This is a genomic window from Streptomyces tropicalis, from assembly GCF_029269835.1.
GTDB classification, from domain to species: domain Bacteria; phylum Actinomycetota; class Actinomycetes; order Streptomycetales; family Streptomycetaceae; genus Streptomyces; species Streptomyces tropicalis.
Window position 1 is genome coordinate 191,317 of sequence record NZ_JARJBB010000006.1, and the last position, 20,150, is coordinate 211,466.

Consider the following 20,150-nt stretch of genomic DNA (forward strand, 5'->3'; position numbering starts at 1 on the left):
TCGGGGGTGTGGGCGCCCTCCCGCCGGCCGGTGCCGGTGGGAGGGCGTCGTCGTCCGCGGTGGGGTCAGCTCTTGCTGAGTTCCCAGAAGCGGAAGACCGTGGAGGCGTCCAGGCAGTATTCGAGGCCGTAGACGCCGTCGCGGACGACGGCGTACTGCTTGGCCTGCCACACCGGCAGGACGGGGAGCTGGGCGGCGACGATGTTCTGCAGGCGCGCGAATTCCTCACCGGTGGCGGCGCGGTCGCTCTGGGCGGCGGTGCGCGGGATGAGGGTGCCGGTGATGGTGGTGTTGGCGTAGTGGTTGCCGAGGACGTTGCCCTTGCCGAAGAACGGGGCGGTGAAGTTGTCGGCGTCGGGGTAGTCCGGGACCCAGCCCTTGACGTAGACGCCGTACTTGCCCTGGGCGATGTCCTTCTCGTACTGGTCGAAGGGCACGGAGCGCACGTCGGCGTGGAAGAGTCCGGCGGCGTTGAGCTGGGCGGCGATGGCCTTCAGTTCCTGGTCGGTGGCGGGGCCGTAGCGGGAGGGGGTGGACCAGAGGGTGAGTTTCACCGGGGTGGTGATGCCGTCGGCGCGCAGGGCTGCGGCCGCCTTGGCCCGGGAGGGCCGGGCACCGTAGGTGTCGAAGAAGGCGGTGTTGTGGCCGGCGATGCCGGCCGGGATGACCGAGTACAGCGGGGTGGCCGTGTCCTGGTAGACCTGCCGGATCAGGGCGTCGCGGTCGAGGAGGTAGGCGATGGCCTTGCGGACGCCGAGTTTCCCGGTGACGGGGTCGTCCATGTTGAAGACGAGGTGCTGGACTTCGGCGCTGGTGCCCTCGATGACGTCGACGCCCTTGTTGTCGTCCTGCTGCTCGATGCCGTTGATGTCGCCGGCGGTCAGGCCGCGGTAGGCGACGTCGACCTTGCCGGCGAGGACGTCGCGCTTGAGGGCGCTCTGGTCGCCGTGGAAGAACTTCACGGCGATGCCGGTGTTCTTCACCCGGGCGGTGCCACGGTAGTTCTTGTTGACGGAGAAGACGGCCTGGTCCTTGTCGAGGGAGTCCAGGGTGTAGGGGCCGGAGCCGACGGCGTGGCCGTCCTTGCGCAGTCCGCGGGCGTCGTACTGGCGGTGGTCGACGATGGATCCGGCGCCGGAGGCTATTTTGCTGGGGAAGGTGGCGTCGGGGACCTTCAGGTGGAAGACGACGGTCCGGGTGTCGGGTGTGTCGACCCGGTCGAGCATGGGGAACATGATGGCCGGTCCGGCGGGGTCGGCGATGCCCAGCATGCGGTCGAAGGAGAACTTGACGTCCTGTGCGGTGAGCGGGTCGCCGTTGCTGAAGGTGAGGCCGTCCTTGAGCGTGCACCGGTAGACCTGGGCCCGGGTGTCCGTGAAGGAGCAGCTCTTCGCGGCTTCCGGCTGCGGCTCGGTGCCTCCCTTGGGGAAGCTGAGCAGTGACTGGAAGACGTTGTCGAAGAGGAGCCAGGAGCCGGGGTCGTAGCCGGAGGCCGGGTCGGTGGCGAGGATGTCGTCGGACATGCCGACGACCAGGTGGGATCCGCCGCTCGCGGATCCGCCGTCGTCGGAGCCGCATCCGGTCAACAGGCCGGAGGCCAGTCCCGCCACGATGGGCAGGACCGGCCACTGGTTGCGCATGTTCACTGCATGTGCCTTGTCTTCGGTTTTCGGAAGCCCGGGGGCAGTCCCGTGCCCCCGGACGAGGGCCCCTACCGGCAGGGCCCTCAAAAACCGTTAGCTTTTCACACCGCGGCCGAGCTCCCACAGCTGCAGGGTCGAGGTGGAGTTGATGGCATAGGCGGTGCCGGTGATGTCGTCGCGGGCGGCGACGTACTGCTTGCCCTGCCACAGCGGCAGGATCGGCACGTCGTTGGCGACGATGTCCTGGATGGACGTGAGGCTGTTCGCGGCGGCGAGCCGGTCGGCCTGGCGGCGGGACTGCGGGATGAGGGTGTTGCGGATCTCGCTGTTGGTGTACGGCGAGTTGAGGGTGTTGTCCTTGTCGAGGAAGGGCGCGAGGTAGTTGTCGGCGTCGGGGAAGTCGGGGAACCAGCCCATGCCGTAGACCTCGTAGGAACCCTTCTGCTCGGCGGGGCGGAAGGCCGCCCAGGGGGCGCCCTGGATGGCGACGTCGAACAGGCCGCTGGAGTTCAGCTGCTGCTGGAGGACCTCGAACTCCTTCTTGGTGGCCGAGCCGTAGTGGTCGGTCGTGTAGTGCAGGGTGAGCTTCACCGGGGTGGTGATGCCGCCCTTGGCGAGCAGCGCCTTGGCCTTGGAGACGCTGGGGTCGCCGTACTTGTTGAAGAAGGAGTTGGAGTGGCCGGTGACGGTGGCCGGGACGAGCGAGTACAGCGGCTCGGCCTGGGTGCCGTAGACCTTGCCGGCGAGTGCGCCGCGGTCGACGAGCTGGGCGATGGCCTGGCGGACGGCGCGGCTCTTGACCGCGGGGGCGCTGGTGTTGAAGGCCAGGTAGCGGATCTCCAGGCCGGGCATCTCGACGAGGTCGACGTTGCCGTCGGCGGCGTTGGAGAGCTTCTGGATCTGCTCCGGCGACATGGTGCGCGTCATGACGTCGATGTCGCCCTTGGCGAGCGCGGCGCCCATGGCGTCGGCGTCGGCGAAGGAGCGCATCCGGACCTTGTCGTTGTTGAGCTCCACCGTGCCCTTGTAGTTGGGGTTCTTGGTGAAGACGGCATCGACGAGTTCGTTGTTCTTGACATCGGCCTTCATGGTGTACGGGCCGGAGCCGTCCACCTGGAAGCCGTTGCGGAGGCTGCCCTTCGCGTAGTTCTTGGGGTCGACGATGCCCGCGACGGGCGTCGACAGCTTGAACGGGAAGGTGGCGTCGGCGGTCTTCAGGTGGAAGATGACCTGGCGGTCGCCCTGGGTCTCGACGGTGTCGACGGTGGAGAGCAGCGCGAAGACGCCGCTGTCGGCCTTCAGGGAGAGGGCGCGGTCGATGGAGTACTTCACGTCGGCCGCGGTGACGGGGTCGCCGTTGGCGAACTTCAGGCCGTCGCGGAGGGTGCAGGCGTAGCGCTCGTTGCCGCTGTCGGTGAAGCCGCACTGCTCGGCGGCCTCGGGGACGGGGTCGCCGTCGCCCTTGGGCTGGGTCATCAGGGTCTGCACGGTCTGGCGCAGGATGTTCCAGCTGCCGACGTCGTAGGCGTACGCCGGGTCGAGGGGCGCGGGGGCGTCCTTCGAGGCCGTGAACCGGTCCGTGGTGCCGACGACGATGGCGTCGCCGCTGTTGCCGCTGCTGCCGGACCCGCCGCAGGCGGCGAGAACGGGCGCGAGCAGACCGACGACGGCCGGCAGCACCAAAGTCTTGCGGTTCATGCTCGAGTTTCTCCAGGGCGTCGGGTCCGTGTATCCGGCATGCAGGGGTGTCGCGGCGGATCACGGGGGTAACGGCGATGTTCTCGCAACGAGATTAATCCGCCCCCGCAGGAAGGGCTGCCGCCACCGGAGTTGAAAGCCCATCACGCTGTGGAGCCGGGTGCGGACGGTCCGGAGAAACGCTCCGCGGAAGGTTTCGTGCAGGGGTCCACCAATCGGGACACAAGGGCACACCTGCGGTGCCCGAAAGGGCCGGGTGGGCACGGTCCGCCGCCGATGTCGACCCCTGTGCGCGTGGCGAACGTCACAGCGTCAACTCGGTCCGGACGCGCGGGAATTCGAGCACCGGCAGAATTAATTCATTCCGTCGATCATCTCCGAGTAATGGATCCATTCACAATGCACGCTCGGTGAACGAGTCAGCGCATTTGTGTCATCAGTCCGCGCAGAAATGCGAGATCGACCTCTTCGAGCGAGGTGACGACGGTGCGGCGGGGTGCCGGGGCGATGGGCGCGACGGACGGGACGGCGACCACCTGGCAGCCGGCCGCCTCCGCGGCGGCGACGCCGGTCGCGGTGTCCTCCACCACCGCGCAGCGCGCCGGGTCCGCGCCGAGGCCCGCGGCGGCCAGCAGGTACGGGTCCGGGTGCGGCTTGGTGCGCGCGACCTCGTCGCCGGCGACGGTCAGGGAGAAGTGCTGCGGGCCGAGCGCGGTGAGCACCCGGTCGATGATGCGCCGGTGCGAGGCGGAGACGAGGGCGGTGGGGATCTCGTGCTCGGCCAGCTCGGCCAGCAGCCGGGCGGCGCCCGGCATCAGGGGCAGGGCGGTGCCGATCCGGTCCTCGAAGCCGCGGTTCAGCAGCACCGAGAGGGCGTCGAAGGTGATGTCGGCGCCGGTGGCCTCGATGAGGAAGCCCGCACTGCGGGTCATGGGCCCTCCGACGACCACGTGCCGCCAGGAGTCGTCGAGGGCGTGACCGAGGGCGGCGAACACCTCCACCTCGACGTCCCACCAGAAGCCCTCGGTGTCCACCAGGGTGCCGTCCATGTCGAGGAGCACGGCCTGCAGGGCGGAGCCTTCGGCCGTACGGGTACCGAGCGCGGGAACCGTGCTGGTCATCCGGGCGCACCTCCTTGAGGGACGATCAGGCCGGTTCCCGTGCGGGGAACCGGCCTGCAGTGGACCGACCAGTGTACGTCGTGGGCGTGCGAAACGCCTCGTGCAATCGCCGGCGGGCGCCGGGCGCCCGCCGGAGCGCAGGTCAGCGGGCGTTGAAGTACTTCGCCTCCGGGTGGTGGATCACGATGGCGTCGGTGGACTGCTCGGGGTGGAGCTGGAACTCCTCCGACAGGTGCACGCCGATCCGCTCCGGCTCCAGGAGGGTCGCGATCTTGGCGCGGTCCTCCAGGTCGGGGCAGGCGCCGTAGCCCAGCGAGAAGCGGGCGCCGCGGTACTTCAGCGCGAACATGTCCTCGATGTCGCTCGGGTCCTCCCCGGCGAAGCCCAGCTCGGAGCGCACCCGGGCGTGCCAGTACTCGGCGAGTGCCTCGGCCAGCTGCACGGACAGTCCGTGCAGCTCCAGGTACTCCCGGTAGGAGTCGGCCGCGAAGAGCCGCGCGGTCTCCTCGCCGATCCGGGAGCCGACGGTGACCACCTGGAAGCCGACGACGTCGGTCTCCCCCGACTCCTCGGGGCGGAAGAAGTCCGCCAGGCACAGCCTGCGGCCGCGGCGCTGGCGCGGGAAGGTGAAGCGGGTGCGCTCGTTGCCCCGCTCGTCCAGCACGATCAGGTCGTCGTCCTTGGAGACGCACGGGAAGTAGCCGTAGACGACGGCCGCCTCCAGCAGGTTCTCCGTCTGGAGCCGGTCCAGGAGGCCGCGCAGCCGGGGCCGCCCCTCGGTCTCGACCAGTTCCTCGTAGCCGGGGCCGTCGCCGGTGCGGGACTGCTTCAGCCCCCACTGGCCCTTGAACAGGGCTCCCTCGTCCAGCCAGGAGGCGTACTCCTTGAGCTGGATGCCCTTGATCACACGGGTGCCGCGGAAGGGGGGCTCGGGGACGGGGTTGTCGGTGGCGACGTCGGAGCGGACGTGGCCGGCCTCCGGGCGCTCCTCGACCTCGACGGCGGCCGCCGGGCGGACCCGGCGCTGCCTCAGTTCGGGCAGCTTGGCGCCGGGCACGCCCCGCTTGACCCCGATGAGCGCGTCCATCAGGCGCAGGCCCTCGAAGGCGTCCCGGGCGTAGCGGACCTCGCCCTCGTACAGCTCGTGCAGGTCCTGCTCGACGTAGGCGCGGGTGAGGGCGGCGCCGCCGAGGATGACGGGGTAGTCGGTGGCCAGGCCGCGCTGGTTGAGCTCCTCCAGGTTCTCCTTCATGATCACCGTGGACTTGACCAGGAGGCCGGACATGCCGATGACGTCGGCGCGGTGCTCGTCGGCGGCGTCGAGGATCGCGGAGACCGGCTGCTTGATGCCGAGATTGACGACGTTGTAGCCGTTGTTGGAGAGGATGATGTCCACGAGGTTCTTGCCGATGTCGTGGACGTCGCCGCGCACGGTGGCCAGCACGATGGTGCCCTTGCCTGCCTCGTCGGTCTTCTCCATGTGCGGTTCGAGGTGGGCGACGGCCGCCTTCATGACCTCGGCGGACTGCAGCACGAACGGCAGCTGCATCTGGCCGGATCCGAACAGCTCGCCGACCACCTTCATGCCGTCGAGCAGGGTGACGTTGACGATGTCGAGGGCCGTGCGGGTGGTCAGGGCCTCGTCGAGGTCGGCCTCCAGGCCGTTGCGCTCGCCGTCGATGATGCGCCGCTTCAGGCGCTCGTCCAGCGGCAGCGCGGCCAGCTCCTCGGCCCTGCCGGCCTTGAGGGACTTGGCGGTGGCGCCCTCGAACAGCGCCATCAGCTTCTGCAGCGGGTCGTAGCCCTCGGCGCGGCGGTCGTGGATGAGGTCCAGGGCCGTGGTGACCTGCTCCTCGTCGAAGCGGGCGATGGGCAGGATCTTGCTGGCGTGCACGATCGCCGAGTCCAGGCCGGCCTTGACGCATTCGTCGAGGAAGACGGAGTTCAGCAGGATGCGGGCCGCCGGGTTGAGGCCGAAGGAGATGTTGGACAGGCCGAGGGTGGTCTGCACGTCCGGGTGGCGGCGCTTCAGCTCGCGGATCGCCTCGATGGTGGCGATGCCGTCCTTGCGGGACTCCTCCTGGCCGGTGCAGATGGTGAAGGTCAGGCAGTCGACGAGGATGTCCGACTCGTGGATGCCCCAGGTGCCGGTGAGGTCGGCGATGAGCCGCTCGGCGATCTCCACCTTCTTCCCGGGGGTGCGGGCCTGGCCCTCCTCGTCGATGGTCAGCGCGATGAGGGCGGCGCCGTGCTCCCGGGCCAGGGCGGTGACCTTCGCGAACCGGGACTCCGGGCCGTCGCCGTCCTCGTAGTTGACGGAGTTGATCACGGCGCGGCCGCCGAGCTGCTCCAGGCCGGCGCGGATCACGTCGAGCTCGGTGGAGTCGAGCACGATCGGCAGGGTGGAGGCGGTGGCGAAGCGCCCGGCCAGCTCCGTCATGTCGGCGACGCCGTCCCGGCCGACGTAGTCCACGCACAGGTCCAGCAGGTGCGCGCCCTCGCGGATCTGCTCGCGGGCCATCTCCACGCAGTCGTCCCAGCGGGCGTCCAGCATGGCCTCGCGGAACTTCTTGGAGCCGTTGGCGTTGGTGCGCTCGCCGATCGCCAGGTAGGAGGTGTCCTGGCGGAAGGGGACGGTCTGGTACAGCGAGGCGGCGCCCGGCTCGGGGCGTGGGGACCGCTCGGGCGGGGTCACGCCGCGGACCCGCTCCACCACCTGGCGCAGGTGCTCGGGGGTGGTGCCGCAGCAGCCGCCGATGAGCGACAGTCCGTAGTCGCGGACGAAGTTCTCCTGGGCGTCCGCGAGGCCCTCGGGGCCGAGCGGGAAGTGCGCGCCGTCCTTGGTGAGGACCGGCAGGCCCGCGTTCGGCATGCACAGCAGCGGGATGCGGGAGTGGCGGCTGAGGTAGCGCAGGTGCTCGCTCATCTCGGCCGGGCCGGTGGAGCAGTTCAGGCCGATCATGTCGATGCCGAGCGGCTCCAGCGCGGTCAGCGCGGCGCCGATCTCGGAGCCGAGCAGCATGGTGCCGGTGGTCTCGAAGGCCATGGAGCACAGCAGGGGCACCTCGGTGCCGGTGGCCTCCATGGCGCGGCGGGCGCCCAGGACGGACGCCTTCGTCTGCAGCAGGTCCTGGGTGGTCTCCACGATCAGCGCGTCGGCGCCGCCGGCGAGCAGGCCCTCGGCGTTGGCCTGGTAGCCGTCGCGGATGGTCGGGTAACCGATGTGGCCGAGCGTGGGCAGCTTGGTTCCGGGGCCGATCGAGCCGAGCACCCAGCGGGTGCGGCCGTCGCGGGCCGCGTGGGCGTCGGCCACCTCGCGGGCGATGCGGGCGCCGGCCTCGGACAGCTCGTGCACCCGGTCGGGGATCTCGTACTCCGCCATCGCGCTGTGGTTGGCGCCGAAGGTGTTGGTCTCGACGCAGTCGACGTCCGCTGCGAAGTACGCCTCGTGGACGGAGCGGACGATGTCGGGGCGCGTGACGTTCAGGACCTCGTTGCATCCTTCGAGGTTCTGGAAGTCCTCGAGGGTCGGGTCCTGGGCCTGGAGCATCGTGCCCATTGCTCCGTCGGCCACCACCACCCGGGTGGCGAGCGCCTCGCGGAGGGCGGACACACGGGTCCGGCTGTCGGCGGAAGGGGTCGGCAACGAGGCCATGAAGGGGCTCCCTGTGATGCGACGGCTGTCGGCTTTGCGCCCGTCCCGGCAGGCCCGCGCAGGGCATCCCGGAGAGGGCGCACGCGGCAAGGGTAGCCGGGACCGGGCCCTGATGGTCGGTGCGTCCACCACGCGGACGAGGATGGGCGCCGGTTCCCCGCGATCGGACCGCGGGCGGTAACAGGTGTCGACCGACCATTAGCGGGGAGTCGCCATGGACCGGTAGTGTTCGGCATTGCCGAACGACGTCTCGACATCGTGTCGTCGACGGTCGAAGGGGACGGAGGCAGAACGGCGATGGCACGGAACATCCAGTCGCTCGAACGGGCGGCCGCGATGCTGCGACTGCTCGGAGGCGGCGAGCGGCGCCTCGGCCTGTCCGACATCGCCTCGTCGCTGGGCCTCGCCAAGGGCACCGCGCACGGCATACTCCGCACGCTCCAGCAGGAGGGCTTCGTCGAGCAGGACGACGCCTCCGGGCGTTACCAGCTGGGCGCGGAGCTGCTGCGCCTGGGCACGACCTATCTGGACGTGCACGAGCTGCGGGCGCGGGCGCTGGTGTGGACGGACGACCTGGCGCGGTCCAGCGGGGAGAGCGTGCACCTGGGCGTGCTGCACCAGCAGGGCGTGCTGATCGTGCACCACGTCTTCCGCCCGGACGACAGCCGGCAGGTGCTGGAGATCGGGGCCATGCAGCCGCTGCACTCCACGGCTCTGGGCAAGGTGCTGTCGGCGTACGACCCGGTCGCGCACAGCGAGGTGGTCGACTGCGAACGCAAGGCCTTCACCGACCGGACCGTGTGCGACGTGACGGACTTCGAGCACCTCCTCGACGTCACGCGCGCGCGGGGCTACGCGGCGGACGTCGAGGAGACGTGGGAAGGGGTCGCCTCCATCGCCGCGCCCGTGCACGACCGGCGCCGGATGCCGGTCGGCGCGGTGGGCATCACCGGCGCGGTGGAACGGCTGTGCCGGGACGGCGAGCTGCGCCCCGAACTGATCGCGGCGGTCCGCGACTGCGCCCGCGCGGTGTCGCGGGACCTGGGCGCGGGACGCTTCTAGTCGAACCGCGCGAGGCCGGGCGGGCCGCAGGCCCGGCGTGCCCCCGGGTGCCTGCGCCCCGCAGCCTTGCGCCCTGCGGCTCCCCGCCTCGCCGCCCAAGGCCTTGCGGCTCGGGCTCGGGCCCTGCGGCCCTGCGCCGAACGGCCCGACGGCCCGCGCGCCCCGCCCCCTGGGCCCGCACCCCGTGGCCCGCGTGTCACGCCCCGCGCCCCGGCAGACGTGCGCCCCGGGTCTGAGGCCCCCGCCTCGGAGACCGGCGGCCGGTGCGGGGACGGCCCCGCCCCGTATACCGCCGCCCGGGGCGGGCGGCGTCCCGTCCTGCCGCCCGCCCCGGGCCCGGCCACTCCCGGCGTGCGTGTACCGATCGGGGGGAATGGCCGAAACGCATCGGTCGGGACCCGCCCGTCCCTGCGCGGCGGGCCGGGTCGCGGGGCTGAGCGCGGGGCCCGCGGGCATCCGCCGGGTCATGGGCGCGACGGGCGGGACAGCGGTGGCACCCGTGGGAGGACGCGACGGGCGCGGTCCGCGCGGCTCCACCCCTGCGGGTGCTCGCGGCACCGGTCCCGCCGATCAGTAACGATCGTGTTTTCGACATCAGAACTCTTGACGCCCACGTAACAGCGAAGCAAGACTCCCGTCCATCGGTCGACATTGTCGAACACCTAACGGCAATAAGCGTTAGAGTGTGGCAGTGCCAAGGGCCGGCATCGCTCTCACCCCCGAGGGCGCCAGACCCCCGGAGGGACCCGGGGTTCGGCTTACCCCTGGACGAAGGACAAAGGAGTCGCGGGTGTCCAGCTCCGACATCTTCATCGGCGAGACCATCGGTACCGCCATACTCATCCTGCTCGGCGGCGGCGTCTGTGCCGCCGTGACGCTGAAGGCCTCCAAGGCCCGCAACGCCGGCTGGCTCGCCATCACCTTCGGGTGGGGCTTCGCCGTGCTGACGGCCGTCTACACGTCGGCGCCGCTGTCCGGCGCCCATCTCAACCCGGCGGTCACGCTCGCACTCGCGATCAAGGACAACGACTGGGGCAACGTCCCGTACTACTGGGGCGGTCAGCTGCTCGGCGCCATGATCGGTGCGACCCTGGTCTGGGTGGCGTACTACGGCCAGTTCCACGCGCACCTCACCGACAAGGAGATCGTCGGCGGTCCGGGCGCGCAGGCCACCACCGCCAAGGCGGTCGAGGCCCAGGAGCAGGGCGCCGGCCCGGTGCTCGGCGTCTTCTCCACCGGCCCGGAGATCCGCAACGCGGTGCAGAACCTCGCCACGGAGATCATCGGCACCGTCGTGCTGGTGCTCGCGGTCCTCACGCAGGGCCTGAACGACAAGGGCAACGGCCTCGGCACGCTGGGCGCGCTGATCACGGCGCTGGTGGTCGTCTCCATCGGCCTCTCGCTGGGCGGCCCGACCGGGTACGCGATCAACCCGGCCCGCGACCTCGGTCCGCGGATCGTGCACGCCCTCCTGCCCCTGCCCAACAAGGGCGGCTCCGACTGGGGCTACGCCTGGATCCCGGTGGCCGGACCGCTGATCGGCGGCGCCATCGCGGCAGGCATATACAACGTCGCCTTCGCCTAGGGCCCCGCGCCCCGGGCCCGCCGGCCCGGGGCACCGAGCCCCGCGGCACGCGCCGTACAGACAGCCCCCACCGACCAAGGACCTCAGGAGCACACCGTGACCGACGCCCACACCGCCGGCCCCTTCATCGCCGCGATCGACCAGGGCACGACCTCGTCCCGCTGCATCGTCTTCGACCGGGACGGCCGCATCGTCTCGGTCGACCAGAAGGAGCACGAGCAGATCTTCCCGAAGCCGGGCTGGGTCGAGCACGACGCCACCGAGATCTGGACCAATGTCCAGGAGGTCGTCACCGGCGCCATCGAGAAGGCCGGCATCACCCGCGACGACATCAAGGCCATCGGCATCACCAACCAGCGCGAGACCACCGTGCTGTGGGACCGGAACACCGGCGAGCCCGTCCACAACGCCATCGTCTGGCAGGACACCCGCACCGACTCCCTGTGCCGGGAACTCGGCCGCAACGTCGGCCAGGACCGCTTCCGCCGCGAGACCGGCCTGCCGCTGGCCTCCTACTTCGCCGGACCCAAGGCCCGCTGGCTGCTCGACAACGTCGAGGGCCTGCGGGAGCGCGCCGAAGCCGGCGACATCCTCTTCGGCACCATGGACACCTGGGTCATCTGGAACCTGACCGGCGGTGCCGACGGCGGCCGGCACGTCACCGACGTGACCAACGCCTCCCGCACGATGCTGATGAACCTGCACACCATGCAGTGGGACGCGAAGATCGCCGAGTCGATCGGCGTGCCCCTGCCGATGCTGCCCGAGATCCGCTCCTCCGCCGAGGTCTACGGCGAGATCAAGGGCGGCCGCCTGGGCGACCTGCTCGGGGGCATCCCGGTCGCGTCCGCGCTCGGCGACCAGCAGGCGGCGCTGTTCGGTCAGACCTGCTTCTCCGAGGGCGAGACCAAGTCCACCTACGGCACCGGCACCTTCATGGTGATGAACACCGGCGACAAGATCATCAACTCCTACTCGGGCCTGCTGACCACCGTCGGCTACCAGATCGGCGACGCCAAGCCGGTCTACGCCCTGGAGGGCTCGATCGCGGTCACCGGCTCCCTGGTGCAGTGGATGCGCGACCAGATGGGCCTGATCTCCACCGCCGCCGAGATCGAGACGCTCGCGCTCTCGGTCGAGGACAACGGCGGCGCCTACTTCGTGCCGGCCTTCTCCGGCCTCTTCGCCCCGTACTGGCGCTCCGACGCCCGCGGCGTGATCGCCGGCCTGACCCGGTACGTCACCAAGGCGCACCTCGCGCGCGCCGTCCTGGAGGCCACGGCCTGGCAGACGCGGGAGATCGCCGACGCCATGACCAAGGACTCCGGCGTGGAGCTGACCGCCCTCAAGGTCGACGGCGGCATGACGTCCAACAACCTGCTGATGCAGACGCTCTCGGACTTCCTGGACGCGCCGGTGGTGCGCCCGATGGTCGCGGAGACCACCTGCCTCGGCGCCGCCTACGCCGCCGGTCTCGCCGTCGGCTTCTGGAACAGCACCGACGACCTGCGTGCCAACTGGCGCCGGGCCGCCGAGTGGACCCCCCGCATGGCCGCGGAGACCCGCGACCGTGAGTACAAGAGCTGGCTCAAGGCCGTCGAGCGGACCATGGGCTGGCTCGAGGACGAGGAGTAAGAAAGAGCATGACCAGTCAGTCCACCCTGCAGTCCGTGCCTGCCCTGGGTACGCACCCGGCCTCCGGCTCCCGCCAGAGCCGCGCCGAGACCCGGGAGCAGCTCTCGAAGGCGACGTACGACCTCCTCGTGATCGGCGGCGGCATCCTGGGCATCTCCACCGCCTGGCACGCCGCGCAGTCCGGCCTCAGGGTGGCCCTGGTCGACGCCGGCGACTTCGCCGGCGCCACCTCCTCCGCCTCCTCCAAGCTCCTCCACGGCGGTCTGCGCTACCTGCAGACCGGCGCGGTGAAGCTGGTGGCGGAGAACCACTTCGAGCGCCGTGCGGTCTCCCGCCAGGTGGCCCCCCACCTGGCGAACCCGCTCACGTTCTACCTCCCCGTGTACAAGGGCGGGCCGCACGGCGCGGCGAAGCTCGGGGCGGGCGTGTTCGCCTACTCCGCACTGTCGGCGTTCGGTGACGGCGTGGGTCACCTGCTCGGCCCGGCGAGGGCCGCGCAGGACGTGCCCGAGCTGCGCACCGACAACCTCAAGGCCGTCGCCGTGTACGGCGACGACCAGATGAACGACGCGCGCATGGCGCTGATGACGGTTCGTGCGGCCGCCGAGGCGGGCGCCGCCGTCCTCAACCACGCCGAGGTCACCGGCCTGCGCTTCACCAAGGGCCGGGTGACCGGCGCGGAGCTGAAGGACCGTCTGACCGGCGACGAGTTCGGTGTGAACGCCCGGCTGGTGCTGAACGCGACCGGCCCGTGGGTGGACCACCTGCGCAGGATGGAGGACCCCGGTGCGGCACCGTCGATCCGGCTGTCGAAGGGCGCGCATCTGGTGCTGAAGCGCACGGCCCCCTGGAAGGCCGCGCTCGCCACCCCGATCGACAAGTACCGGATCACCTTCGCGCTGCCCTGGGAGGACATGCTCCTGCTGGGCACCACCGACGAGGAGTACGAGGGCGACCCGGCCGATGTCGCCGTCAACGACAAGGACATCGCGCAGATACTCGACGAGGCCGCGTTCTCCATCCGCGACCAGCAGCTGGACCGCGACCTCATCACCTACGCGTTCGCCGGGCTGCGGGTGCTGCCGGGCGGCCCCGGTGACACGGCCAAGGCCAAGCGCGAGACCGTGGTGACCGAGGGCCGGGGCGGCATGCTCTCCGTAGCGGGCGGCAAGTGGACGACGTTCCGCCACATCGGCCGGACCGTCATGAAGAAGCTGGAGGCGCTGCCGGGCCACCCGCTCGGCGACGACTTCGAGCCGATCGCGTCGCTGCCGAAGAAGCTGCCGCTGCCGGGCATCGCCAACCCGCGTGCGGTCGCCCATCGGCTGCTGGTGGACCGTCCGGCACCCGGCCCGCGCATGGCCGCCGACACCGCACGGCACCTGGCCACGCACTACGGGTCGCTCGCCTTCGACATCGCCCGGCTGGCCAACGAGAACCCGGAGCTGGGCGAGCGGGTCCACCCCGACGCCCCGGAGATCTGGGCGCAGGTCGTCTGGGCCCGCGACCACGAGTGGGCCGAGACGCAGGACGACGTGCTGCGCCGGCGTACGACGCTGACCATCCGCGGTCTCGCCACGGACGAGGTCCGGGCGAAGGTGCAGGACGTGCTCGACCGGAAGTGACCGCCGAAGGTCGCGGCGGCCCCACCGCACGGGGCGGCCTGCACCGGCGCGCAGGGGCGGCCCCACGCCGACGGGGCCGCCCCTGCGGCGTTCCGGGACACCGGCGCCGCGATGTGCCGGTGCTCCGGCGCACCGGGACGGCGGCGTCCGCGCGGGGCGGCGGGCGGCGGGACACGTCCGACCGTTCCCGGCCACTGCCCCGGCTCCCGGCGCGTGCCGCGCGGGCACGGCCGCGCCGCGGAACGGGTGTTCAGGGGCGGTGTACGGGGCAGTCATCCGTTCACTCCCCTGTGCAAGGGGGCTGCGGGCGTCCCCGCCGCACGCCGTAAGGTTGGGGCGTACGAGAGGCACGTCGGAAGGAGGCGCTGGGTGATCGAGCTCGAGGGGGTTCCCGAGCTGGTCGACCCGGTCATGGTGGCCGCGTTCGAGGGCTGGAACGATGCCGGCGACGCCGCCTCCGCCGCGGTCGCGCATCTGGAACGGGAGTGGAAGGGCGAGGTGTTCGCGGCGCTGGACGCCGAGGACTACTACGACTTCCAGGTGAACCGCCCCACGGTCTTCATGGACGGCGGCGTCCGCAGGATCACCTGGCCGACGACGAGGCTGTCGGTGGTCCGCGTCGGCGGCGACAAGCCGCGCGACCTCGTGCTGGTCCGCGGCATCGAGCCGTCCATGCGCTGGCGCTCGTTCTGCAACGAACTGCTCGGCTTCGCACACGAGTTGGGGGTGGAGCTGGTGATCATCCTGGGCGCGCTGCTCGGCGACACCCCGCACACGCGCCCGGTCCCGATCAGCGGGACGACCTCCGACGCGGAGCTGGCCCGCCGGATGGACCTGGAGGAGACCAAGTACGAGGGTCCGACGGGCATCGTCGGGGTCCTCCAGGAGGCGTGCACGCACGCCGGCGTGCCGGCGGTGTCGCTGTGGGCGGCGGTGCCGCACTACGTGTCCCAGCCGCCCAACCCGAAGGCCACGCTGGCGCTGCTGAACCGGCTGGAGGACATGCTGGAGCTGCGCATCCCGCTGGGCGAACTGCCGGAGGACGCGCGCGCGTGGCAGGTGGGCGTGGACCAACTGGCCGCCGAGGACAGCGAGGTGGCCGAGTACGTCCAGACGCTGGAGGAGGCGCGGGACACCGCGGAGCTGCCGGAGGCGTCGGGCGAGGCGATCGCCCGCGAGTTCGAGCGGTATCTGCGCCGCCGTGACGGCGGCGGGCCGGGCGGGCACGCGACGGCGGACGGCGAGGCCGGGCCGTTCCTGCGGGACAGCCCGAGCGGACGGACCCGCCCGCCGAAGCCCCCGAAGCCGGGGCCGGAGGACGAGGACAACCCGGAGGACTGAGCCGGGACCGCGGGCCCGGGAAGGGGTCCCGGAACGACGGGAAGGGGCGGTGCGCACGGTGCGCACCGCCCCTTCGGCCGTCCTCGGGTCAGAGGGCCACGCCGAGCAGCGCGTCCACGGCGCGCGAGACGAGGCCGGGGGCGCCGGTGTCGGTGCCGCCCTGCTCCTCCTGGAGGGCCGCCCAGCGGTCGACCGCGGCGAGCGCGGCCGGGGCGTCGAGGTCGTGGGCGAGGGCGTCGCGGATCTCCTCGACCAGTGCGTCGGCGGACGGGCCGTCGGGCCGGGAGACGGCCGCACGCCAGCGGCCCAGGCGTGCCACGGCGTCCTGCAGCACCTGGTCCGTCCACTCCCAGTCGGCCCGGTAGTGGTGGGCGAGGAGCGCGAGGCGGATGGCCGCGGGGTCGACGCCGTCGCGCCGCAGCCGCGACACGAAGACCAGGTTCCCCTTGGACTTGGACATCTTCGCGCCGTCCAGGGCGACCATGCCGGCGTGGACGTACGCGCGGGCCATGGGGAACTCGCCGGTCAGCACCTGGGCGTGCGAGGCGCCCATCTCGTGGTGCGGGAAGGCGAGGTCGGAGCCGCCGCCCTGGACGTCGAAGCCCATGCCGAGGTGGTCGAGCGCGATGGCCACGCACTCGATGTGCCAGCCGGGGCGGCCGCGGCCGAGCGAGCCGCCGTCCCAGCTGGGCTCGCCGTCACGGGCGGCCATCCACAGCATGGGGTCCAGCGGGTTCTTCTTGCCGGGGCGGTCGGGGTCGCCGCCGCGCTCGGCGGACAGCAGCCGCATGGCGGCGGCGTCCAGGCCGGACACCGTGCCGAAGTGGGGGTCGGACTCGACGGAGAAGTACACGTCCCCGTCGAGTTCGTAGGCGGCGCCGAGGTCCCGCAGCCGCTCGACGAGCGGCACGATGCCGGGTATGGCCTCGACGGCGCCTATGTAGTGGCGCGGCGGCAGCATCCGCAGGGCCGTCATGTCCTCGCGGAACAGCGCCGTCTCCTGCTCGGCCAGCTCCGTCCAGTCGACGTCGTCGCGCTGCGCCCGCTCCAGCAGCGGATCGTCGACGTCGGTCACGTTCTGGACGTAGTGGACCTGCCGCTGGGTGTCGAGCCACACGCGCTGGACGAGGTCGAACGCGTTGTAGGTCGCCGCGTGACCCATGTGGGTCGCGTCGTACGGGGTGATGCCGCAGACGTAGATACGGGCGACGGGACCGGGGTCGAGGGTGACGAGGCCGCCGGTCGCGGTGTCGTGGATCCTCAGGTCGCGGCCCTGACCAGGCAGGGCGGGGACCTCGGAAGCGGGCCAGGCATGCATGTCATGAGCCTAACCGGACCGGAGTTCCGTATACGAACCGGATCGGGCCGGATGGCCGGTCGGGCGCTCTTGCGCTCGTCCCGCCCGGTGTGCTGCCCGGCCTCCGCGGGGGCGCGCGGGCCGGACGGGCGGCGCGCGCGGGGTCAGACGGGCGGCCAGGGGATCGCCGGCCAGTCGCCGCCGGGCTCGGGGTGGCGTCCGGAGGCGAGCAGGGCGTCGACCCGGGCGCGGGTGGCGCCGACCTCCGCCGGGGTGATCAGGGCGGCGAGGCGCGCGGCGAGGTCCCCGCCGTCCGCGAGGGCGTCCCGGAGCTGCCCGAGGACGGCCACGGCCTCCTCGGGCAGGGGTTCTCCCGCCCAGCCCCACAGCAGCGTCCGCAGCTTGTTCTCGACGTTGAAGGTGACGCCGTGGTCGATGCCGTAGAGCAGCCCGTCCGGGGTGGGGAGCAGGTGGCCGCCCTTGCGGTCGGCGTTGTTGATCACGGCGTCGAGGACGGCCATCCGGCGCAGCCGCTCGTCGTCGGCGTGCACGAGGAGCGCGGTGCGGCCCTCGCCGACCTCGGCCAGGGCGACGGCCCGCCAGCCGGGGCCGGGCTCCTCGGCGTCGACCAGTGCGAGCAGCTCGGTGTCGGCCAGCGGCTCGACCCACAGCTGGCACATGCCCTCGCCGTAGGGTCCCTCGCGCAGCACGGTGGGCGGCACCAGGCCCCAGCCGGTCGCCTCGGAGACCTCGTAGGCGGCCACCTCGCGTCCGGCCAGGGTGCCGTCGGGAAAGTCCCACAGAGGCCGCTCCCCGGCGACCGGCTTGTACACGCAGGACGCCTCCCGGCCGTCCAGGACGGCCGTGCACAGGAGGGCGGCGTTGGAGGCGTCCCGGATGCGGCCGCGCACGGTCAGCTCGCCCTCGGTGAGGAGCCCGGCGAGCGGCTCGGTGGACGTCACGCCCCGCGGCGGTATCCGTTCTGGCGCGGACATACGTGTCCTTCCGGGTCGAGCGGGAGGCTGCACAGCGGGCACGGGGGGCGCCCGGCGTTGACGACGTCGAGGGCGCGCTTGGCGAAGGCCCGGGCCTGCGCGCCGCTGAGCCGGACGCGCAGCATCGGGGGCCCGTTCTCCTCGTCCTGGAGGAGCCGCTCCTCGGCCTCGGCGAGGTCCTCGTCGGTCTCGGCTTCCAGTTCGACGAGGGCCTGCGCCTCGACGATCATGCGCTGTTCCTCGCCGTCCCAGGCGAGGGCCATGGTGCCGACCCGGAACTCCTCCTCGACGGGGGTCTCCAGCGGGGCCGTGTCGGCGATCTCGGTGGGGGCGACGGCGGGCACGGAGGCGTTGCCGCCACTGCGCCGGACCACCTCGTCGAGCAGTTCGTCCATGCGCTCGGCGAGCGCGGCGACCTGGGTCTTCTCCAGGGCCACGCTGGTCACCCGGGAGCCGGCGGTGGCCTGAAGGAAGAACGTACGGCGTCCGGGCAGCCCGACCGTGCCGGCCACGAAACGGTCCGGGGGGTCGTAGAGGAACACCTGACGGGACACGTCCTGTCTCCATGGGGATCGGGAAAATCGACTTGCACTGCGGGAACCGGCCGGCGCACCGGGTCGCACCGTTGCCGACCGGTAAGGCATCACCGCGACCGCTTCACCCTACTGCGGCCGACGATCACGGTGCGCCCGCGCCGCCCCCGACCGGTGCGTCGCCGCCCGCGGGCTCCTCGTGCGGCGCGAGCGAGGCGAAGTCCCCGGTGTCGCCGAGGCGCACCAGGAAGGGCCGCAGCCGGGTGTAGCGGATCGCGGTGACGGAGCAGGGTTCGACGGAGATGCGCTGGAAGAGGTCGAGGTGCAGGCCGAGTGCCTCGGCGACGAGGGACTTGATGATGTCGCCGTGCGAGCACATCAGGTAGACGGCCTCGGGGCCGTGGTCGCGCTCCACGCGCGCGTTCCACTCGCGCACCGCCTCGGCGGCGCGGGTCTGCATGGCGCGCAGGGACTCGCCCCCGGGGAAGGCGGCCGCCGAGGGGTGCGCCTGCACCACCTCCATCAGCGGCTCGTCCTTGAGCTCGGCGAGCTTGCGGCCGGACCAGTCGCCGTAGTGGCACTCGCCGATCCGCTCGTCGGTGTGCGCGGTCAGCTCTGGCCTGGCGTCCAGCAGCGGCCGTAGAGTCTCCTGGCAGCGCTGCAGCGGACTGGAGACGACCTCGGCGAGCGGGAGCGCGGCGAGCCGTCCGGGCAAAGCGGCTGCCTGGGCGGCGCCGCGTTCGTCGAGGGCGACGCCCGGGGTCCATCCGGCGAGCAGCCCGGCGGTGTTCGCGGTGGAGCGTCCGTGCCTGACGAGGATCAGCGTGGGCATGCGGTCCAGCGTAGGGCTTGCGGAAGGACCGGCGGTGGCCGGGCGAGAGGAGAACACACTCCGTGATCGTGGATTGCGCCGTCTATCGCGACGGGCACCGGATTGAGGGGCCCGACGACTTCTCCGACGCGCTGGCGGCGGCGCGGCGGGCCGGAGGTTTCGTGTGGGTGGGCCTGCACGAGCCGAGCGCCGAGGAGTTCGAACTCGTCACCGAGGAGTTCGGGCTGCATCCGCTGGCGGTGGAGGACGCCCTGAAGGCGCACCAGCGGCCCAAGCTGGAGGTCTACGACGACTCGCTGTTCGTCGTGCTGAAGCCGGTGATGTACGAGCAGGACAGCGACACGGTCTCCACCGGGGAGATCATGATCTTCCTTGGCGACGCGTTCGTGGTGACGGTCCGGCACAGCGACGGGGGCGGTCTGGCCGCGGTGCGCCGCCGGCTGGAGCAGGAGCCGGAGATGCTGGGCAAGGGCCCCACCTCGGTGCTGTACGCGATCGCGGACACGGTCGTCGACCATTACCTCGACGTGGCGACCGAGCTGCAGACGGACCTGGAGGAACTGGAGGCGGAGGTGTTCTCGCCGGACGGCGGCGGCTCGCGGCACACCGCGTCCCGGATCTACGGGTTCAAGCGGCAGATCACCGAGTTCCGCCGGGCGACGGGTCCGCTGGCGCTGCCGATGTCCCGCCTGTCGGGGTCGAGCACCGGGACGCTGGGGGCGGCCGTGCCCTTCGTGGACGACAAGGCGCGGCCGTTCTTCCGGGACGTCAGCGACCACCTGACCCGGGTCAACGAGTCGGTGGAGGGCCTGGACCGCCTGGTCTCGGACATCCTCTCGGCGCATCTCGCGCAGATCAGCGTGCAGCAGAACGACGACATGCGGAAGATCTCCGCCTGGGCGGCCATGGCGGCGGTCCCGACGATGATCGCCGGGATCTACGGCATGAACTTCGACCACATGCCGGAGCTGCACTGGTTCTGGTCGTACCCGACGGTGATCGTGGTGATGGCCGGCCTGGAGGTGCTGCTGTACCGGCTGTTCAAGCGGCGCGGATGGCTGTAGGCCCTGCCGGGCCGGGGACCGGCGCGGCGCGTGCGGCAGGGCGGCGCCGGGTCGGACGGGTCCG

General features: G+C 71.7%; 14 protein-coding genes. 6 read left to right on the forward strand and 8 right to left on the reverse strand.

Annotated elements, in window-relative coordinates:
• Window positions 1-65: 65 nt before the first annotated feature.
• The 4 genes from P3H78_RS14710 to metH form a co-directional block, all read right to left on the reverse strand.
• The gene (locus P3H78_RS14710) at window positions 66-1,646 is read right to left on the reverse strand and encodes an ABC transporter substrate-binding protein (protein ID WP_276109404.1); all 1,581 of its coding nucleotides are present in this window, start codon (window positions 1,644-1,646) and stop codon (window positions 66-68) included.
• 90 nt (window positions 1,647-1,736) lie between these two features.
• Complete coding sequence (locus P3H78_RS14715) at window positions 1,737-3,341, reverse strand: ABC transporter substrate-binding protein (protein ID WP_276109405.1); 1,605 nt, start codon at window positions 3,339-3,341, stop codon at window positions 1,737-1,739.
• 419 nt (window positions 3,342-3,760) lie between these two features.
• Window positions 3,761-4,462, reverse strand: coding sequence for an HAD family hydrolase (locus P3H78_RS14720; protein ID WP_276109406.1), 702 nt, complete (start codon window positions 4,460-4,462; stop codon window positions 3,761-3,763).
• A gap of 142 nt (window positions 4,463-4,604) precedes the next feature.
• Window positions 4,605-8,117: a methionine synthase gene (gene metH / locus P3H78_RS14725; RefSeq protein ID WP_276109407.1), complete on the reverse strand. Its 3,513-nt coding sequence runs from the start codon at window positions 8,115-8,117 to the stop codon at window positions 4,605-4,607.
• A 297-nt stretch (window positions 8,118-8,414) separates the two neighbouring features.
• Between metH and P3H78_RS14730 the strand changes: the two genes are divergently transcribed.
• From P3H78_RS14730 to P3H78_RS14750, 5 genes are all read left to right on the forward strand, one after another.
• Window positions 8,415-9,179, forward strand: a complete 765-nt coding sequence (locus P3H78_RS14730) for an IclR family transcriptional regulator (protein ID WP_276109408.1) — start codon at window positions 8,415-8,417, stop codon at window positions 9,177-9,179.
• A gap of 790 nt (window positions 9,180-9,969) precedes the next feature.
• Complete coding sequence (locus tag P3H78_RS14735; RefSeq protein ID WP_276109409.1) at window positions 9,970-10,764, forward strand: MIP/aquaporin family protein; 795 nt, start codon at window positions 9,970-9,972, stop codon at window positions 10,762-10,764.
• A 96-nt stretch (window positions 10,765-10,860) separates the two neighbouring features.
• Window positions 10,861-12,399, forward strand: coding sequence for a glycerol kinase GlpK (gene glpK / locus P3H78_RS14740; protein ID WP_276109410.1), 1,539 nt, complete (start codon window positions 10,861-10,863; stop codon window positions 12,397-12,399).
• An 8-nt stretch (window positions 12,400-12,407) separates the two neighbouring features.
• On the forward strand, window positions 12,408-14,024 hold the full coding sequence (locus P3H78_RS14745; RefSeq protein WP_276109411.1) for a glycerol-3-phosphate dehydrogenase/oxidase: 1,617 nt from the start codon (window positions 12,408-12,410) through the stop codon (window positions 14,022-14,024).
• Between the two features lie 369 nt (window positions 14,025-14,393).
• Window positions 14,394-15,365 (forward strand): PAC2 family protein, encoded by a 972-nt coding sequence (locus P3H78_RS14750; RefSeq protein ID WP_276109412.1) that lies wholly within the window; start codon window positions 14,394-14,396, stop codon window positions 15,363-15,365.
• Between the two features lie 88 nt (window positions 15,366-15,453).
• Here P3H78_RS14750 and mshC read toward each other — a convergent pair whose 3' ends face one another.
• The 4 genes from mshC to P3H78_RS14770 all read right to left on the reverse strand — a co-directional run bounded on the left by mshC (window position 15,454) and on the right by P3H78_RS14770 (window position 19,022).
• On the reverse strand, window positions 15,454-16,683 hold the full coding sequence (mshC, locus tag P3H78_RS14755) for a cysteine--1-D-myo-inosityl 2-amino-2-deoxy-alpha-D-glucopyranoside ligase (protein ID WP_276109413.1): 1,230 nt from the start codon (window positions 16,681-16,683) through the stop codon (window positions 15,454-15,456).
• Between the two features lie 143 nt (window positions 16,684-16,826).
• Entirely contained in the window at window positions 16,827-17,657 is an 831-nt protein-coding gene (locus P3H78_RS14760; protein WP_276109414.1) for an SCO1664 family protein, read from the reverse strand.
• Entirely contained in the window at window positions 17,621-18,211 is a 591-nt protein-coding gene (locus P3H78_RS14765) for a DUF3090 domain-containing protein (protein WP_276109415.1), read from the reverse strand. Before P3H78_RS14765 ends, P3H78_RS14760 begins: the two co-directional genes overlap by 37 nt.
• A gap of 124 nt (window positions 18,212-18,335) precedes the next feature.
• Window positions 18,336-19,022: a histidine phosphatase family protein gene (locus tag P3H78_RS14770; protein WP_276109416.1), complete on the reverse strand. Its 687-nt coding sequence runs from the start codon at window positions 19,020-19,022 to the stop codon at window positions 18,336-18,338.
• Window positions 19,023-19,084: 62 nt separating this feature from the next.
• Between P3H78_RS14770 and corA the strand changes: the two genes are divergently transcribed.
• Window positions 19,085-20,086 carry a magnesium/cobalt transporter CorA gene (gene corA, locus P3H78_RS14775; protein WP_276109417.1) on the forward strand — a complete coding sequence of 334 codons (1,002 nt, stop codon included), beginning with the start codon at window positions 19,085-19,087 and terminating at the stop codon, window positions 20,084-20,086.
• The last annotated feature ends 64 nt before the right edge of the window (window positions 20,087-20,150 follow it).